The 17,207-nt window shown below is 64.0% G+C and carries 13 protein-coding genes; 11 read left to right on the top strand and 2 right to left on the bottom strand.

Annotated features, from left to right (window positions below):
• Positions 1 to 60: 60 nt before the first annotated feature.
• The 10 genes from Q0799_RS00360 to Q0799_RS00405 all read left to right on the top strand — a co-directional run bounded on the left by Q0799_RS00360 (position 61) and on the right by Q0799_RS00405 (position 13,392).
• Positions 61 to 1,020 carry a YCF48-related protein gene (locus Q0799_RS00360; RefSeq protein ID WP_298393025.1) on the top strand — a complete coding sequence of 320 codons (960 nt, stop codon included), beginning with the start codon at positions 61 to 63 and terminating at the stop codon, positions 1,018 to 1,020.
• The gene (locus Q0799_RS00365; protein ID WP_298393026.1) at positions 1,017 to 3,365 is read left to right on the top strand and encodes an MMPL family transporter; all 2,349 of its coding nucleotides are present in this window, start codon (positions 1,017 to 1,019) and stop codon (positions 3,363 to 3,365) included. Before Q0799_RS00360 ends, Q0799_RS00365 begins: the two co-directional genes overlap by 4 nt.
• 104 nt (positions 3,366 to 3,469) lie before the next feature.
• Positions 3,470 to 5,869: a 3-hydroxyacyl-CoA dehydrogenase/enoyl-CoA hydratase family protein gene (locus Q0799_RS00370; protein ID WP_298393028.1), complete on the top strand. Its 2,400-nt coding sequence runs from the start codon at positions 3,470 to 3,472 to the stop codon at positions 5,867 to 5,869.
• 22 nt (positions 5,870 to 5,891) lie between these two features.
• Positions 5,892 to 7,091 (top strand): acetyl-CoA C-acyltransferase, encoded by a 1,200-nt coding sequence (locus tag Q0799_RS00375; RefSeq protein ID WP_298393030.1) that lies wholly within the window; start codon positions 5,892 to 5,894, stop codon positions 7,089 to 7,091.
• Complete coding sequence (locus tag Q0799_RS00380; RefSeq protein WP_298393032.1) at positions 7,091 to 7,621, top strand: DUF4442 domain-containing protein; 531 nt, start codon at positions 7,091 to 7,093, stop codon at positions 7,619 to 7,621. Before Q0799_RS00375 ends, Q0799_RS00380 begins: the two co-directional genes overlap by 1 nt.
• Positions 7,599 to 9,257, top strand: coding sequence for a long-chain-fatty-acid--CoA ligase (locus Q0799_RS00385; protein ID WP_298393034.1), 1,659 nt, complete (start codon positions 7,599 to 7,601; stop codon positions 9,255 to 9,257). Before Q0799_RS00380 ends, Q0799_RS00385 begins: the two co-directional genes overlap by 23 nt.
• Before the next feature lies 1 nt (position 9,258).
• Entirely contained in the window at positions 9,259 to 10,206 is a 948-nt protein-coding gene (locus Q0799_RS00390; RefSeq protein ID WP_298393036.1) for a nitronate monooxygenase family protein, read from the top strand.
• A 23-nt stretch (positions 10,207 to 10,229) separates the two neighbouring features.
• Positions 10,230 to 12,029 carry an acyl-CoA dehydrogenase C-terminal domain-containing protein gene (locus Q0799_RS00395; RefSeq protein WP_298393038.1) on the top strand — a complete coding sequence of 600 codons (1,800 nt, stop codon included), beginning with the start codon at positions 10,230 to 10,232 and terminating at the stop codon, positions 12,027 to 12,029.
• Positions 12,030 to 12,100: 71 nt separating this feature from the next.
• Positions 12,101 to 12,922, top strand: coding sequence for a crotonase/enoyl-CoA hydratase family protein (locus Q0799_RS00400; protein WP_298393040.1), 822 nt, complete (start codon positions 12,101 to 12,103; stop codon positions 12,920 to 12,922).
• Positions 12,923 to 13,032: 110 nt separating this feature from the next.
• The gene (locus Q0799_RS00405; RefSeq protein ID WP_298393042.1) at positions 13,033 to 13,392 is read left to right on the top strand and encodes a hypothetical protein; all 360 of its coding nucleotides are present in this window, start codon (positions 13,033 to 13,035) and stop codon (positions 13,390 to 13,392) included.
• 12 nt (positions 13,393 to 13,404) lie between these two features.
• Here Q0799_RS00405 and ppk1 read toward each other — a convergent pair whose 3' ends face one another.
• Together ppk1 and Q0799_RS00415 are read right to left on the bottom strand one after the other, a co-directional pair.
• Positions 13,405 to 15,483: a polyphosphate kinase 1 gene (gene ppk1, locus Q0799_RS00410; RefSeq protein ID WP_298393044.1), complete on the bottom strand. Its 2,079-nt coding sequence runs from the start codon at positions 15,481 to 15,483 to the stop codon at positions 13,405 to 13,407.
• 100 nt (positions 15,484 to 15,583) lie between these two features.
• Positions 15,584 to 16,081, bottom strand: a complete 498-nt coding sequence (locus tag Q0799_RS00415) for an ankyrin repeat domain-containing protein (RefSeq protein ID WP_298393046.1) — start codon at positions 16,079 to 16,081, stop codon at positions 15,584 to 15,586.
• A gap of 181 nt (positions 16,082 to 16,262) precedes the next feature.
• Between Q0799_RS00415 and Q0799_RS00420 the strand changes: the two genes are divergently transcribed.
• Positions 16,263 to 17,201, top strand: a complete 939-nt coding sequence (locus Q0799_RS00420) for a diguanylate cyclase (RefSeq protein ID WP_298393048.1) — start codon at positions 16,263 to 16,265, stop codon at positions 17,199 to 17,201.
• Positions 17,202 to 17,207: the final 6 nt, after the last annotated feature.

The raw sequence follows: 17,207 nt of genomic DNA on the forward strand, positions 1-17,207 counted from the left end.
TTCCTGCGGGGCGAAATCGGCCCCGCAGGACAGCCTGCATGCCAACTTCCGGGAATCTTCATGAACAAAAGCATAGGTTTGATCTTTGCCGTTTTCGTTGCGTTGTCCGTCAGCTATGCCTTCTCGGCACGCAAGGGGCCGCCGATGCCGGCCACCGAAATCACCCTGAACAACGCCTTGCTGCTTGATACGCAGCGCGCCGGCCAGCGCCTGGTTGCGGTCGGCGAGCGCGGTTACATCTTCATTTCCGACGACGAGGGCGGCGCCTGGCGCCGGGTGCCCAGCGGCGTCGAAACGACCCTGAATGCCGTCGCCTTTGCCGACCTGCTCGGCATTGCCGTCGGTCACGATGCCGCGATCGTGCGCAGCGACGATGGCGGCCAGACCTGGAAAGCGGTTTTCAGTGCGCCGGAACAGCTGCGTCCCTTGCTCGACGTCGCTTTCGTCAGTCCGCAGCACGTGCTGGCCATCGGCGCCTACGGTGCCGTCTTCGAAAGCACCGACGGCGGTTTGAACTGGAACGAACGCCAGATCGTCGACGGCGACCGTCACTTCAACGCCCTGGCCCGTCTGGCCGACGGCACCCTGATGATCGCCGGCGAGGCCGGCACCTTGCTGCGCTCGAACGATGGCGGTGCCAACTGGGAAATTCTGCCGCCGGCCTACGCCGGCTCGTATTTCGGCATCCAGCCGCTGGCCCAGGGTGGCGTGCTGGTCTATGGCATGCGCGGCACGGTGCTGCGCAGCGACGACCGTGGCGACAGCTGGCAAACGCTGACCAGCGAGGGCGCCGGTTCGCTGTTCGGCAGCACCATGACGACCGACGGCAGCATCGTGCTGGTCGGCCAGAACGGCACCGTACTCGGCAGCCGTGACGGCGGTACGTCGTTCAAGCGGTTGCCGGTGCAGGGCAGCCGCCTGTGGACGGCGGCGGTACCGGCGCCGGTCGCCGGCGAGGCAATGATTTTCGGCGAAGGCGCTGTTGCCCGTGTCGATGCGGCAAGCGGAGAAAAACAATGAAAACGAATTCCGTCGTAACCGCCATCGGCCAGGTCCTGTTCGGCTGGCGACGCAGCTTCCTGGCGCTGTTCGTGCTGATCACCCTGGCGCTCAGCTGGTCGGCGACCCAGTTGCGGGTCGATGCGGGTTTCCAGAAGATGATCCCGCTCAAGCATGAATACATGCAGACCTTCACCGAGTACCAGAAGACCTTCGGCGGCGCCAACCGCGTGCTGCTGGCGCTGCGTATCGACGAAGGCGACATCTACACGCCCGAGTTCTTCGCCACGCTCAAGGCAGTCACCGACGAGGTCTTCTTCCTGCCCGGTGTCGAACGCGCTTCGGTGACGTCGCTGTTCACCCCCAACGTCCGCTTCATCGAAGTCGTCGAGGATGGCTTTGCCGGCGGCAACGTGATTCCCGCCGATTTCGCCGGCACCCCGGAAGACCTTGAAGAGGTTCGCGCCAACGTGCTCAAGTCGGGACGCGTCGGTCGCCTGGTGTCGAACGATTTCAAGGGCGCGCTGGTCAGCGCCGAACTGCTCGAAGTCGATCCGTCGACCGGTGCCCGCCTCGATTACGCGGCGGTCGCCGGCAAGCTCGAGGAAATCCGCAGCCGCCATCAGAAGGACGGCGTCACCGTGCACATCATCGGGTTCGCCAAGGCGGTCGGCGACATCACCGAGGGCGCGCGTGCGGTCCTGCTTTTCTTCCTGGTCGCCTTCGTGATCACGGCGGTGCTGCTCTATCTGTATTCCGGTTCGGCGAAGCTGACGGCGGTCGCGCTGATCTGCGCGATGATCCCGGTGATCTGGCTGCTCGGCCTGCTGCCGCTGCTCGGCTACGGCATCGACCCGATGTCGATCCTGGTGCCTTTCCTGATCTTCTCGATCGGCGTCAGCCACGCGGTGCAGATGACCAACGCCTGGCAGCTCGAAGTGATCGGCGGCGCCGACGGCCTGACCGCCGCGCACAAGTCCTTCCTCAAGCTGTTCATGCCCGGGGCGATGGCCCTGCTGGCCAATGCGCTCGGTTTCATGGTCATCCTCTACATCGAGATCGACATGGTCCGCGAACTGGCGATCACCGCCAGTCTGGGCGTCGCGCTGATGATCGTGACCAACAAGATGCTGCTGACCATCCTGCTGTCGTGGATGGACCTGTCGCCCGGCGAGCGGCAACGCTCGGCCGGCCGCAAGAACAGCGGTGACTGGTTGTGGGTGTGGTTGAAGCGTGCCGCCGCGCCGCGGCCGGCGCTGCTCATCCTGGTCGCCGCCGCCGTGCTGCTGGCCGTCGGCACCTGGCAATCGCGCGACCTGCGCACCGGCGACCTCGGCAAGGGCATCCCCGAGTTGCACGACGACTCGCGCTACAACCGCGATACGGCGGCCATCGTCGACAGCTTCTCGATTGGCGTCGATGTGCTGTCGGTGATCGCCCAGTCGCGCAATGTCGACGGCGCCTGCACCGATTTCACGATCATGGACACGCTCGACCGCTTCGAGTCGACGATGCGCAACGTTCATGGCGTGCAGGGCGTGCTCTCGCTGCCGGGCATGGCCAAGACCGTCAACGCCGGTTGGAACGAAGGCAATCCGCGCTGGCGCGTGCTGTCGCGCGATCCGAGCATCCTTGCCCAGTCGGTGACGCCGATCGACACCAGCACCGGTCTGCTCGATACCGACTGCAACGCCATGCAGATCATGATCTTCACCCGCGACCATGAAGGCAGCACGATTGCCCATGTGGTGAACGAAGTGAAGAAGTTCATCGCCGCCAATCCGTCCGAGAACCTCGAACTGAAGCTGGCTTCGGGCAATGTCGGCGTGATGGTGGCGACCAACGAAGCCGTCGATGCTGCCGAAGTGACCATGCTGCTGCTGCTGTTCGGGTCGATCAGCCTGCTGTGCCTGATCGAGTTCCGCTCGTGGCGGGCGACGCTGTGCATCATCCTGCCGCTGGCCATCGTTGCCGTGCTGTGCAACGCCTTGATGGCGCTGCTCGGCATCGGCCTCAAGGTGTCCACGCTGCCGGTGATCGCGCTTGGCGTCGGCGTCGGCGTCGATTACGGCATCTACCTCTACGAGCGCATGGAGCACGAGCTGCACAAGGGCGTCAGCCTGCCTGCCGCCTTCCTCGAGGCGCTGCGCCAGCGCGGCACGGCAATCGGCTTCACGGCCGCGACGATGTCCATCGGTGTCGGTACCTGGGCCTTCTCGGCGCTCAAGTTCCAGGCCGACATGGGCATCCTGCTGGCCTTCATGTTCATCGTGAACATGGCCGGTGCCATCTTGCTCCTGCCGGCATTGGCCGCCTTCCTGGTGAAACTTCCCGGCCAGGCGGGAGCAAAAACCGCCAGTCACTGAACGGGCAAGGAAAAATGCCTTGACCGGAAGTGCGCACTGTCTATAATTCAAACGTTCGTTTTATTTTTGACGAAACCAGACCAGACCAACAAAAGGAGACAAGCTTGAACAAGCTGATCGTTAAGAAAGCCGCGGTACTCGGTGCCGGCGTGATGGGCGCGCAGATTGCCGCCCACCTCGCCAATGCCAATGTGCCGGTGCTGCTGTTCGACCTGCCGGCCAAGGAAGGCGACAAGAACGGCATCGTCAACAAGGCCCTCGACGGCCTCAAGAAGCTCGACCCGGCACCGCTCGCCAGCAAGGGCAAGCTCAAGTTCATCGACGCCGCCAATTACGACGAGCACCTGCCGCTGCTCGCCGACTGCGACCTGATCATCGAGGCCATCGCCGAGCGCATGGACTGGAAGAACGACCTCTACGCCAAGATCGCGCCGCACATCGGCGCCAAGGCGATTGTCGCTTCCAATACTTCCGGCCTGTCGATGAACGCGCTGGCCCAGGGCCTGCCGGAAGCCATCCGGCCGCGCTTCTGCGGCATCCATTTCTTCAACCCGCCGCGCTACATGCACCTGGTTGAAATCATCGCCACGCAGAGCACCGATGCCGGCACGCTCGATGCGCTGGAAACCTGGCTGACCTCGCGCCTCGGCAAAGGCGTCATCCGTGCGCTCGATACCCCGAATTTCGTCGCCAACCGTATCGGTGTCTTCTCCATCCTCGCCGTCATGCACCACACCCAGGCCTTTGGCCTCGGTTTCGACGAAGTCGATGCGCTGACCGGCCCGAAGATCGGCCGTCCGAAGAGCGCCACCTATCGCACCGCCGACGTCGTTGGCCTCGACACCCTGGCGCACGTCGTCAAGACCATGCAGGACACCTTGCCGAATGACCCGTGGCACCGCTACTTCACGACCCCGGCGTGGCTGCAGGCGTTGATCGGGCAGGGCGCGCTGGGCCAGAAAACCCGTTGCGGCATCTTCAGGAAGCAGGGCAGGGAAATCCAGGTGCTCGACCTGGCCGCGCAGGATTACCGCAAGTCGGCCGGCGAAATCGCCGCCGAAGTCGATGCCATCCTCAAGATGCGCAATCCGGCCGAGAAGTTTGCTGCACTCCGTGCCGCGACGCATCCGCAGGCGCAGTTCCTGTGGGCCATCTTCCGCGACATCTTCCACTACGCGGCGGTGCAGCTCGAACACGTCGCCGACAATGCCCGCGATCTCGATCTGGCGATGCGTTGGGGCTTCGGCTGGGCGCAGGGGCCGTTCGAAACCTGGCAGGCCGCCGGCTGGCGCGACATCGTCCAGGCGGTCGCTGCCGACATCGGCGCCGGCAAGAGCATGAGCAATGTGCCGCTGCCGGCGTGGGCGCTGGAAGCGGGGCGTACCGGCGTGCATACCGCCGAAGGTTCGTATTCCGCCAGCAAGAATGCTTACGTGCCGCGCTCGACGCTGCCGGTTTACCAGCGCCAGCTCTTCCCCGAGCGTGTGCTCGGTGAAGCCGGTGCTGTGCCGGAAAAGTCGGGCGAAACGCTCTACGAAAACGACGGCGTTCGCCTGTGGCGTCTGCCGGCGATCGATGGCGGGATCGGCATCATTTCCTTCAAGTCCAAGATGCACACCATCGGCGACGAAGTGCTCGACGGCCTGATCGCCGCTGTCCGCCAGGCGGAAACGACGCTCGACGGCGTCGTCGTCTGGCACGAAGCGCCGTTCGCTGTCGGCGCCAACCTGCAGCAGGTCGGCGAAGCCTGTGCCGCCGGCCAGTTCGACATGCTGGAAAAGACTGTAGAGAAGTTCCAGCGCGCTTCGCAGACGCTGAAATACGCGCAGGTTCCAACCGTTGCCGCCGTGCAGGGCATGGCGCTGGGCGGTGGCTGCGAATTCGTCATGCACGCCGGCAAGCGCGTCATGGCGCTGGAAAGCTATGTCGGCCTGGTCGAAGCCGGGGTCGGCCTGATTCCGGCCGGCGGCGGCTGCAAGGAGTTTGCCGTACGCGCTGCCGACTGGGCCGCGCAATCGGCAACGCCGGGGGAAGTGTTCAACTTCCTGCAGCCGGTGTTCCAGACCATCGCCATGGCCAAGGTTGCCAAGAGCGCGGTCGAAGTCATCGACATGGGCTTTGCCAAGCCTTCCGACACCATCCTGTTCAACGCCCACGAACTGCTCTTCGTCGCCATCAAGGAAGCGCGTGCCATGGCCGATGCCGGTTACGCACCGCCGCCGATGGCCCGCGCCATCCCGGTCGCCGGCAAGAACGGCATCGCGACGCTGGAAATGATGCTGGTGAACATGAAGGAGGGCGGCATGATTTCCGCGCACGACTACAAGGTCGCCAAGTCGGCCGCCATCGCGCTGTGCGGCGGCGAAGTCGAAACCGGCAGCCTGGTCGACGAGGAATGGCTGATCACCGTCGAGCGCCGCCTCTTCGTCGAATTGCTGAAAACCCCCGAAACCCAGGCCCGGATCAAGCACATGCTCGAAACCGGCAAGCCGCTTCGCAACTAATCGGGTCAGGAGACAGAGAAAAATGAGCAAACAGATTCAAGACGCCTACATCGTCGCCGCCACCCGACTGCCGGTCGCCAAGCGCAACGGCATGTTCAGGAATGTGCGCCCGGACGACATGCTGGCCGCAGTCATCAAGGCCGTGGTCGCCCAGGTGCCGGGCATCGATCCGGCGCGCATCGGCGACGTCATCGTCGGCTGCGCCATGCCGGAAGCCGAACAGGGCATGAACGTCGCCCGCATCGGCGCGCTGCTGGCCGGTCTGCCGATCACCGTGCCGGGCATCACCATCAACCGCTTCTGCTCGTCCGGCGTGCAGGCGGTGGCTGATGCCGCCAACCAGATCCGCCTCGGCCTGGCCGATGTGATGATCGCCGCCGGTACCGAGTCGATGTCGGTGATGCCGCAGATCATGGGCAACAAGATGTCGATGAACCCGGCGATCTTCGCCAAGGAGGAAAATCTGGGCATCGCCTTCGGCATGGGCCTGACCGCAGAAAAGGTCGCGAACCAGTGGAAGATTTCCCGCGACGCCCAGGACGCCTTCGCGCTCGCCTCCAACCAGAAGGCCTGTGCGGCAATTGCCGCCGGTCACTTCAAGGCCGAGACGACGCCGTACGCGATCAGCGAAAGCCTGCCTGACCTGGCGTCTGGCAACATCAAGTTGCGCCAGCGTGTCGTCGATACCGACGAAGGCCCGCGTGCCGATGCCTCGCTGGAACGTCTCGGCAAGCTGAAGCCGGTTTTCCATGCGCGCGGTTCGGTCACGGCCGGCAACTCCTCGCAGATGTCGGACGGTGCCGGTGCGGTCATGCTGGTGTCGGAGAAGGTGCTCAAGGAACACAACCTGACGCCGCTCGCCCGTTTCGCCGGCTATGCCGTCGGCGGCGTGGCGCCGGAAATCATGGGCATCGGACCGATTGCCGCCATTCCGAAAGTGCTGGCTCAGGTCGGTATCCGCCAGGACGACCTCGACTGGATCGAACTCAACGAAGCCTTCGCCGCGCAGTCGCTGGCGGTGATGCAGGAACTGGGGATCAATCCGGACAAGGTCAATCCGCTCGGCGGCGCCATTGCCCTCGGCCATCCGCTCGGCGCCACCGGCGCCATCCGCATCGCCACGCTGACGCACGGCCTGCAACGCACCGGCGGTCGTTACGGCATGGTCACCATGTGCATCGGTACCGGCATGGGTGCGGCCGGCATCATCGAACGGGTCTGATGAAACCCGCCTGGCTCGCCAAACTCTCGCCGGCCTGGCGCGCCCGCATGGTGCGCCTGGGCTTCAACCTGCATCCGGCGTTTCGCGGGACAGGCGGGCGGGTCGTGCATGTGGCGCGCGATCTGCGCCACATCCGCATCTGCCTGCCGCTGAACTGGAGGACCAAGAACATCGTCGGCTCGATCTACGGCGGCTCGCTGTTCGCGATCACCGATGGCGCGCATCCGATGATGTTGATGGCGGCGCTGGGCGATGCCTACATCGTCTGGGACAAGGCGGCCAGCATCCGTTACCGCAAGCCGGGTTACACCACGCTGTACGCCGATTTCCTGTTGCCGGAGGAAGAAATTTCAGCAATTCGCGGCGCCCTGGTGGAATATCCGGAGCTTGAGCGGACTTATACGGTCGAATTGAAGGACAGGCACGGCACGGTACATACCGTGGTCGAACGCACGGTCTACATTGCCGAGAAAAATCACTACCGGCGCAAAGGCGGAGGAGACAAAAATGGAAAAAATCTGGCGCAATAGTTACCCCGCAGGGGTACCGCACGAAATCGACATCGACCACATTCCGTCACTGGTGGTCCTGTTCGAGGATGCCTGTGCGAAGTTCGGCGATCAGGTCGCCTACATCAGCATGGGCAAGGAAATGACCTACCGGCAGCTCGATGAGGAATCGAAGCACTTCGCCGGCTGGCTGCAATCGCTGGGCCTTAAAAAGGGCGAGCGGGTGGCGTTGATGATGCCCAACCTGCTGCAGTACCCGGTGGCCTTGTTCGGCACGCTGCGCGCCGGTTGCGTGGTGGTCAATTGCAATCCCCTGTACACCCCGCGCGAACTCGAACACCAGTTGAAGGATTCCGGGGCGACGGCCATCGTCATCGTCGAGAATTTCGCCCATACCCTGGAGCAGGTGATCGCCCGCACGCCGATCCGTCATGTCGTGGTCACGCCGATGGGCGAATTGCTCGGACTCAAGGGCCACCTCGTCAATTTCGTCGTGCGTCGCGTGAAGAAGCTGGTGCCGGCCTGGAAACTGCCCGGGGCGATCAGCTTCAACAGCGCGCTGGCAAGCGGTCGCCGGCACGGCTGGCAGCTGGTGGCGCTGGATCACGACGACATCGCCTTCCTGCAATACACCGGCGGCACCACCGGGGTTTCCAAGGGGGCGATGCTGACCCACGCGAACATCGCATCCAACGTCACCCAGGCCTACAACTGGATCAAGCCAGCGGTGCGCGAGGGGCAGGAACTGATCATCACCGCCTTGCCGCTGTATCACATCTTCGCGCTGACGGCGAACTGCCTGACCTTCCTGATGATCGGCGCGAGGAACCTGCTGATCGCCAATCCGCGCGACATTCCGGGCTTCGTCAAGGAATGGTCGAAGTATCCGGTGAGCGTGGTGACCGGCGTGAATACCTTGTTCAATGCCCTGCTCAACAATCCGGAGTTCGCCAAGCTCGACTTCTCGACCATGAACGTCACGCTGGGTGGCGGCATGGCGGTGCAGGCGCCAGTGGCCGAGCGCTGGCTGAAGACGGTCGGGGTGCCGCTGATGCAGGCCTACGGCCTGACCGAAACCAGCCCGGCGGCGACGATCAATCCGCTCGACCTGCACGATTTCAACGGTTCCATCGGCCTGCCGATTTCGTCGACGGAAATTTCGATCCGCGACGACAGCGGCACCGAAGTGCCGGTCAGCCAGGTCGGCGAAATCTGCATCCGCGGCCCGCAGGTGATGAAGGGCTACTGGAACCGCCCGGACGAGACCGCCAACGTCTTCTACCCGGACGGCTACCTGCGCACCGGTGACGTCGGTTACGTCGATCAGAAAGGCTTCGTCTATCTGGTCGACCGCAAGAAGGACATGATCCTGGTGTCCGGCTTCAACGTCTATCCGAACGAAGTCGAGGAAGCCGTCGCCATGCTGCCGGGGATCATCGACGTCGCTGCCATCGGCGTGCCCGACGAGCATTCCGGCGAAGCGGTGAAGATTTTCGTGGTGCGCAAGGATCCGCGCATCACCGAAAAGGACGTGATCGAGCACTGCCGCACCGTGCTCACCGGTTACAAGATTCCCAAACACATCGAATTCCGCGACGACCTGCCGCGGACCAACGTCGGCAAGATCCTGCGCCGCGCCCTCAAGGAAGGAGCCTGAGTTGTCCATTCCCGCTTCACTCAACCGTAACCTGACGCTGCCGGTCATCTGCGCGCCGATGTTCATCGTCTCCAACCCGGACCTGGTCATCGCCCAGTGCAAGAGCGGCGTCATCGGCTCGTTCCCGGCGCTCAATGCCCGCCCCAAGGAAATGCTCGACGACTGGCTGCTGCGCATCAAGCGTGAGCTGGCCGCCGATCCGCAGGCGGCGCCGTTCGCGGTCAACCAGATCATCCATCCGTCGAACGAGCGCCTGGAGCACGACATGGCGCTGTGCGTGAAGCACGAGGTGCCGCTGATCATCACCAGCCTGTCGGCGCCGACGCAGATCGTGCCGCACGTGCATGCCTATGGCGGCCAGGTCTTCCACGACGTGATCAGCGTGCGCCACGCCGAGAAGGCCCTGGAGGCCGGTGTCGACGGCCTGATCCTGGTCTGCGCCGGCGCCGGCGGCCATGCCGGCACGCTCAGCCCGTTCGCGCTGGTCGGCGAAATCCGCAAGTTCTACGACGGCCCGATTGCCTTGTCGGGAGCGATCACCAACGGCAGCGCCATCCTCTCCGCGCAGGCCATGGGCGCTGATTTCGCCTACATCGGCACGCGCTTCATCGCCACGCCGGAAGCAAATGCGGTCGAGGGCTACAAGCAGGCGATCCTCGATTCCGCCGCCAAGGATGTCGTCTATACGCCGTATTTCACCGGCGTCCATGGCAACTACCTGAAGAAGAGCATCGTCGCCGCCGGTCTCGACCCGGACGACCTGCCGGTCAAGGACAAAAGCGCGATGAGCTTCGGTGGCGCCCGCGACGCCAAAGCCTGGAAGGACATTTGGGGGGCCGGGCAGGGTGTCGGCACCATCGACGAGGTCATGCCGACGGCCGATCTGGTCGCCCGCCTGCGTCAGGAATACCGCAGCGCCAAAGCGGCGCTGTGCAGCAATCCGTTCTGAAAACAACAATCTGGAGACAAGCAATGAGTGAATATCGCGCCCCCGTGAAGGACATGCGCTTCGTCATGGACGAACTGGCCGGCTTCAAGGAGCTGAGCAGCCTGCCGGGCTTCGAGGAAGCCACGGCCGACATGGCCGACGCCATCCTGGAAGAATCCGCCCGTTTTGCCGGCGAAGTCCTGGCCCCGCTCAACCGTACCGGCGACAAGGAAGGCTGCAAGCTGACCGCCAGCGGCGTGACCACGCCGACCGGCTGGAAGGAAGCCTACGCCCAGTACCGCGACGCCGGCTGGAACGGCATGACCTCGCCCGCCGAATTCGGCGGCCAGGGGTTGCCCGACACGCTCGGCATCGCCGTCAAGGAAATGCTCTGCTCGGCCAACATGGCTTTCAGCCTCGGCCCCTTGCTCACCACCGGCGCCGTCGAAGCGCTGCTGACCTGCGCCAGCGACGAACTCAAGGCCATCTACCTGGAGAAGATGATTTCCGGCGAATGGACCGGCACCATGAACCTGACCGAGCCGCAGGCAGGTTCCGACCTGGCGCTGATCCGCTCGCGCGCCGAGCCGCAGGCCGACGGCAGCTACAAGGTGTTCGGCCAGAAGATCTTCATCACCTACGGCGACCACGACATGACCGAGAACATCGTCCATCTCGTGCTCGCCCGCCTGCCGGACGCACCGGCCGGCGTCAAGGGCATCTCGATGTTCCTGGTGCCCAAGTTCATGGTCAATGGCGATGGTTCGCTCGGGGCGCGTAACGATGCCTACTGCGTTTCTATCGAGCACAAGCTCGGCATTCACGCCAGCCCGACCTGCGTCATGGCCTACGGCGACAACGGCGGCGCCATCGGCTACCTGCTCGGCGAGCCGAACCGCGGCCTCGAATACATGTTCATCATGATGAACGAAGCCCGCCTCGGCGTCGGCCTGCAGGGTATCGCGCTCGGCGAGCGTGCCTACCAGCAGGCGCTCGGCTACGCCCGCGAACGCAAGCAGGGCCGCGATGCCGTCACCGGCGAAGCGCTGGTCACCATCGACAGGCACCCGGACATCCGGCGCATGCTGATGCTGATGAAGTCGCGCGTCGAAGCCTGCCGCGCGCTGGCTTATTACACCTCCGGTCTGCTCGACCGCGCGCATGCGTTGAGCGATGCCGAGGAACGCAAGAAGGCGCTCTACCTGGCCGAATTCATGATCCCCATCGTCAAGGGCGGCGGCACGGAAATGGGCATCGAAGTGACCTCGCTCGGCGTCCAGATCTACGGCGGCATGGGCTTCATCGAGGAAACCGGCGCCGCGCAGCACTGGCGCGATTCGCGCATCACCACCATCTACGAAGGCACCACCGGCATCCAGGCCAACGATCTGCTGTTTCGCAAGCTGATGCGCGATCAGGGCGCCACCGCCAAGATCGTCTTCGGCGAGGTTTACGCCACTGCCAAGGCGCTCGGTGCCTCCGGCAAGCCCGAGCTGCAGGCCATCGGCCAGCGCCTGGGTGTTGCCCTGAAGGCCTGGACCGAAGCCACCGAGTGGCTGGCGGCCAACGCCAAAACCGGCCTCGGCGGCGTGCTGACCGCTGCCGTACCGTATCTGCACCTGGCCGTCACCGTTTGCGGTGGCTGGTTCATGGGCAAGGCCGCGCTGGCTGCGGCCGGCTACCTCGAGCGGGGCGAGGGCGACCAGGTCTTCTATCGCAACAAGCTCGCCAGCGCGCGTTTCTACGCCGACCAGATGCTGCCCCAGGCCAACGCCTACGCCGCCACCGTGATGGCCGGCGACGCGGCGATTGCCGGTCTCGGCAGCGAACTGTTCGACGCCTGATTTTTCGGCTGTACTTTCTCCATCCCTGCGTTTCACCCCCGCCCGTCGGGGGTGTTTTTTTGGAGTCCGCCATGCAATTTCCCGAACTGACGGTCATCGAGCCGACGCTGGCCGACGGCGTCCTTGAACTGCGCCTGAACCGCCCCGACAAATCCAACGCCCTCGACGACGCGCTGTGGCAGGAACTGCGCACCGCCTTCTACTGGGCCGACGCCACGCCGGCCGTGCGCGTCGTCGTGCTGTCCGGTGCCGGCCGGCATTTCTGCGCCGGCATCGACCTCGCCATGCTCGGCGGCATCATGGCGCGCATCGCCAATCCGGACCAGGCGCGCAGCCGCGAAGCTTTACGCCGGCTGATCCTCGACCTGCAGGACTGCCTCGGCGCCGTCGAGCGCTGCCGCAAGCCGGTGCTCGCCGCCATCCAGGGCGCCTGCCTGGGTGGCGGGCTCGATCTCGCCTGCTGCTGCGACATGCGTTATGCCAGCAGCGACGCGCAGTTTTCGGTGCGTGAAATCGATATCGGCATGGTCGCCGACGTCGGCTCGTTGCAACGTCTGCCCGGCCTGATCGCGCCGGGGCTGGCGCGCGAACTGGCCTACACCGGCCGCGACCTCGGCGCCGACGAAGCCTTGCGCAGCGGCCTGGTCAATCAGGTCTGGGTCGATGCCGAAGCGCTGCACGCCGGCGTACTCGCCATCGCCCGCCGCATCGCCGGCAAGTCGCCGCTGGCCGTGCGCGGCAGCAAGGAAATCCTCAACTACAGCCGCGACCACAGCGTTGCGGACGGTCTTTCCTACGTTGCCACCTGGAATGCCGCCATGCTGCTGTCGTCCGACCTGAACGAAGCAATGCAGGCCGCCCGCGAGCGCCGTCCGCCGCAGTTTGCCGACTGAACCGGGGTTCGTTCAGGAAAATCCGGGCCCGGGCTTCCGGAAAATGGCATTCAAATCCGGACCGGGCTTGCTATGCTTGGTCCGGACGAAACACGCAAAGGAGTTGCCCGATGGCCATCGGATGGATGACGATACTCTCCAACGTTCCCTGGAGCGAAGTGATCAAGAATGCGCCGGTGGTCGCTGACGGCGCCCGCAAATTGTGGAACAAGGTCGGCGGCAAGGGCGCGGCCAGCGAGCCCGCGGCCCCGATGCCGGCGGCTTCGCCGGAGGACCGGGTGGCCGAGCTGCAGGCTCGCGTCGACGCCCTGCACGCGCAGATGCTGACGGCCAGCGAAGTGATCGCCTCGCTGGCCGAACAGAATGCCCAGCTGGTGGCGCGCATCGAAAGCAATCGCCGGCGTACGCTGGCCTTGCTGATCATCAATATCGGCGTCGCCGGGCTGGCGCTGACCGCCTGGCTGAACTGAGCGGCCGACCGCTCAGCCGCCGAGCAGCGTCATCAGTTCGCCCTGGGCGTTGTGCGGTTTGCTGCGGCTGGAGCGGCGACGGTGGTAAATCCCTTGGCTGTTCATGTCCCAGCCCTGCTGATTGTCTGCCAGATAGAACTTCAGGCCTTCGGTGATGACGCGGCGTTTCAGTTTCGGGTCGAGGATGGGGAAACCCAGTTCGATGCGCTTGAAGAAGTTGCGATCCATCCAGTCGGCTGACGAGAGATAGACGCTTTCCTTGCCGCCGGCGTGGAAATACATGATCCGGTGGTGTTCGAGGAAGCGGCCGATGATCGAGCGCACGCGGATGTTCTCCGACAGGCCGGGAACGCCGGGGCGCAGCATACAGATGCCGCGTACGATCAGGTTGATCTCGACGCCGGCTTTCGATGCTTCATAGAGCGCATTGATGACTTCCGGCTCGACCAGCGAGTTCATCTTGGCGACGATGCGCGCCTTCTGGCCGGCACGGGCGGCTTCGGCCTCGGCCTCGATGGCGGCGACGACGTTCTGCTGCAGCGTGAACGGTGCCTGCCACAGATGCTTCAGCGTCCGTGCCTTGCCCAGGCCGGTCAGTTGCTTGAATACCTCGGAAACGTCGTGGGTGACTTCCTCGTTGGCCGTGAGCAGGCCGAAGTCGGAATAGAGACGGGCGGTCCGCGGGTGATAGTTGCCGGTGCCGAGATGAGCGTAGCGCTTGAGGCCGCCTTCCTCGCGGCGGACGATGAGCAGCGCCTTGGCATGGACCTTGTAGCCGACCACGCCATAGACCACGTGGGCGCCGACTTCCTCGAGCTTGGTCGCCCAGCCGATGTTCGCTTCCTCGTCGAAACGGGCCATCAGCTCGACGACCACGGTGACTTCCTTGCCACTCTGCGCGGCGCGCAGCAGCGACTGCATCAGCACCGAATCGGTGCCGGTGCGATAGACCGTCATCTTGATCGCGACCACGCTCGGATCGCTGGCTGCCTGGTTGAGCAGTTCGATGACCGGGGCGAAGGACTGGTAGGGGTGGTGCAGCAGGATGTCGTTGCGGCGGATGGCGTCGAAGATGCTGCCGCCCTTGGGCAGGCCCTTGGGGGTGCCGGGAACGAAGGGGCGGAATTTCATGTCCGGGCGGTCGACCCAGTCGGGCACCTGCATCAGCCGCACCAGGTTGACCGGGCCATGCACGCGGTAGAGGTCGACCTGCTGCAGGCCGAACTGCGAGAGCAGGAATTCGGTGATTGCCGGCGAGCAGTTGTCTGCCACTTCCAGGCGCACCGCGTTGCCGAAATGGCGTTGCGGCAATTCACCCTGCAACTTGGTGCGCAGGTTGGTGACTTCTTCCTCGTCGACGAACAGGTCGGAATTGCGCGTGGCGCGGAACTGGTAGCAGCCGAGCACGGTCATGCCGGTGAACAGCTCACTGACGAACTCGTGCAGGATCGACGACAGGAAGACGAAGCCGTAGGCGCAGCCGGCCAGTTCCTCGGGAACCTGGATGACGCGGGGGAGGACGCGCGGTGCCTGGACGATGGCGATGTTCGAGCTGCGGCCGAAGGCGTCCTTGCCTTCGAGTTCGACGGCGAAATTGAGGCTCTTGTTGAGGACGCGCGGGAAGGGGTGCGACGGGTCGAGTCCGATCGGCGTCAGCACCGGCACCATTTCGCGCAGGAAGTAATCGCGAATCCATTCGCGCTGCGCTTCGTTCCATGTCGACCGGCGCAGGAAGCGGATGCCTTCGGCGGCCAGCGCCGGCAGGATGACGTCGTTCAGGTGCTGGTACTGCTCGGTGACGATGGCGTGTGCTTCGGCCGACACCAGGCGGAAGGTTTCCTGCGCCGTCTTGCCGTCGATGGTGACCACCGGCGTATGCGCCCGGATCTGTTCCTTGAGGCCGGAGACGCGGATTTCGAAGAATTCGTCCATGTTGCTCGAGACGATGCACAGGAAGCGCAGGCGCTCGAGCAGCGGCATCCGTTCATCCTGCGCCTGGGCCAGTACCCGGCGGTTGAAGGCGAGCAGGCCGAGTTCGCGGTTCAGGTAGTTTTCTGCCGGAAATCTGGGGGTAAGCGGAGTATTGATCATGGCGAGCAATCCAAAAGCATTTTCTCAAGTATAGGCCTCAAGCTGCTCATTTTGTTGCGTTTGTGTTACGGCAATATGACGCGCCCGGAGATTGTTCGATTCAGCGCATGTCCTTGGCCATGCGCAAGGCGTCGGCTTCCAGCACCAGGGTGTCGGTGCCGGCACAACCGGTCATGTCGATTTCCTCGATATCGGGCAGGGCCACCGGTTCCAGTTCCTCGCGTCCGCTCAGGCCAGCACGCTGGGCTTTCCAGCAGGCGATCATGACTTCGTTTTCGGTCAGGCCGCATTCCATGCCCTCGGGCAGGGTGGCGCCAAGTTCGAGCAGGGTGCGCACGACTTCGGTTCGTTTGCCGCGGATGGCCATGCTCAGCGGCGAGGTCGGCAGGCGGTTGTCCGCCAGATTCACCTGGGCGCCGCGGTGCACCAGTTCGCGGACGATGTCGGCGTGACCCATGAAGCAGGCAATGCCCATGACCAGGCCCGGTTCGCCGTTGCCGTCGTCGAGTTCGACGGGTTCGCCGGCATCCAGCGCCGCCTTGACGTCGGCCAGCTTGCCGCTGCGGATGGCTTTGATCAGCATGATTTGTGAGGACATGAACGTTCTTCCGTAAGTCTTGGTGGAATCTTACTGTCGCCGACGTTTGCTGTCTGTCAAGCTGTGTAATGCATTGTAGATCGCCTGGCTGTATCGGGGGGGGGATTATGACTTTTGTGCTACCCGTATCGGGCTCGAACAGGTATCCTGTCATCTGAATGTCGCAACGGGTTTCCACGTAATGAAAATACTTCTGGTCGACGATTCGCGCGCCATTGCGATGGTCACGACCGCTCGCCTCGAATCCTTCGGGCACGAGGTCAAGCATGCCATCAATGGTCAAACGGCCATTGACCTGTTCCAGGCCGAGCGTTTCGATCTGATCCTGATGGATATCGAGATGCCGGGCATGAACGGTTTCGAGACCACCACCCGCATCCGCTCGCTGGAAGGGCATGAGCCCTGGGCCTGGACGCCGATCATCTTCGTTACCGCCACCGACAGCGACACCAATCTGGTGACCGCCATCGAGGCGGGTGGCGATGACTTCATTTCCAAGAGTTCGCCGGAAAGCGTGCTCCAGGCCAAGATGAAGGCGATGTCCCGGATTGCCGCGCTGCGCTCGCGTCTGGCGCTGGCCAACGGGAAATTGCAGGATCAGGCCAATCGCGACGGTCTGACCGGCCTGCTCAACCGACGGGCGATGGACATGCGCGTCGATCACCTGTGGGAAATGGCCGTTCAGCAGGGCAAGCCGTTCAGCCTGCTGATGGTCGATGTCGACAATTTCAAGAGTTTCAACGATCACTACGGCCATCAGGCCGGCGACGAGTGTCTGTGTGCGGTTGCCGCCTGCCTCGAAAAGGTTGCCGAGCAGGCCAACCAGGACCAGATGGCCCCCGGATTGTTTGCCGCGCGCTACGGTGGCGAAGAATTTTCGCTGATCATTCCCGATGCGGCACCCGGGGTGCATGTGGGCATCGCGCTTGCCGTCGTCGAGGCGATTGCCGCATTGAACATCCGCCACGAGTGGAATGCCGAATGGGGCAAGGTGACGGTATCGGTCGGTGCCACCTGCATGGCGCCCGCCAGCGGCCCCGTGCATCAGGTGTTCCGCATGGCCGACGACCTGCTCTACAAGGCCAAGGAATCCGGTCGCAACCGGCACGAGGCCAACTGAGGCGGG

The sequence above is a fragment of the uncultured Azonexus sp. genome (assembly GCF_937982035.1).
In the GTDB taxonomy this organism is placed as follows: Bacteria; Pseudomonadota; Gammaproteobacteria; order Burkholderiales; family Rhodocyclaceae; genus Azonexus.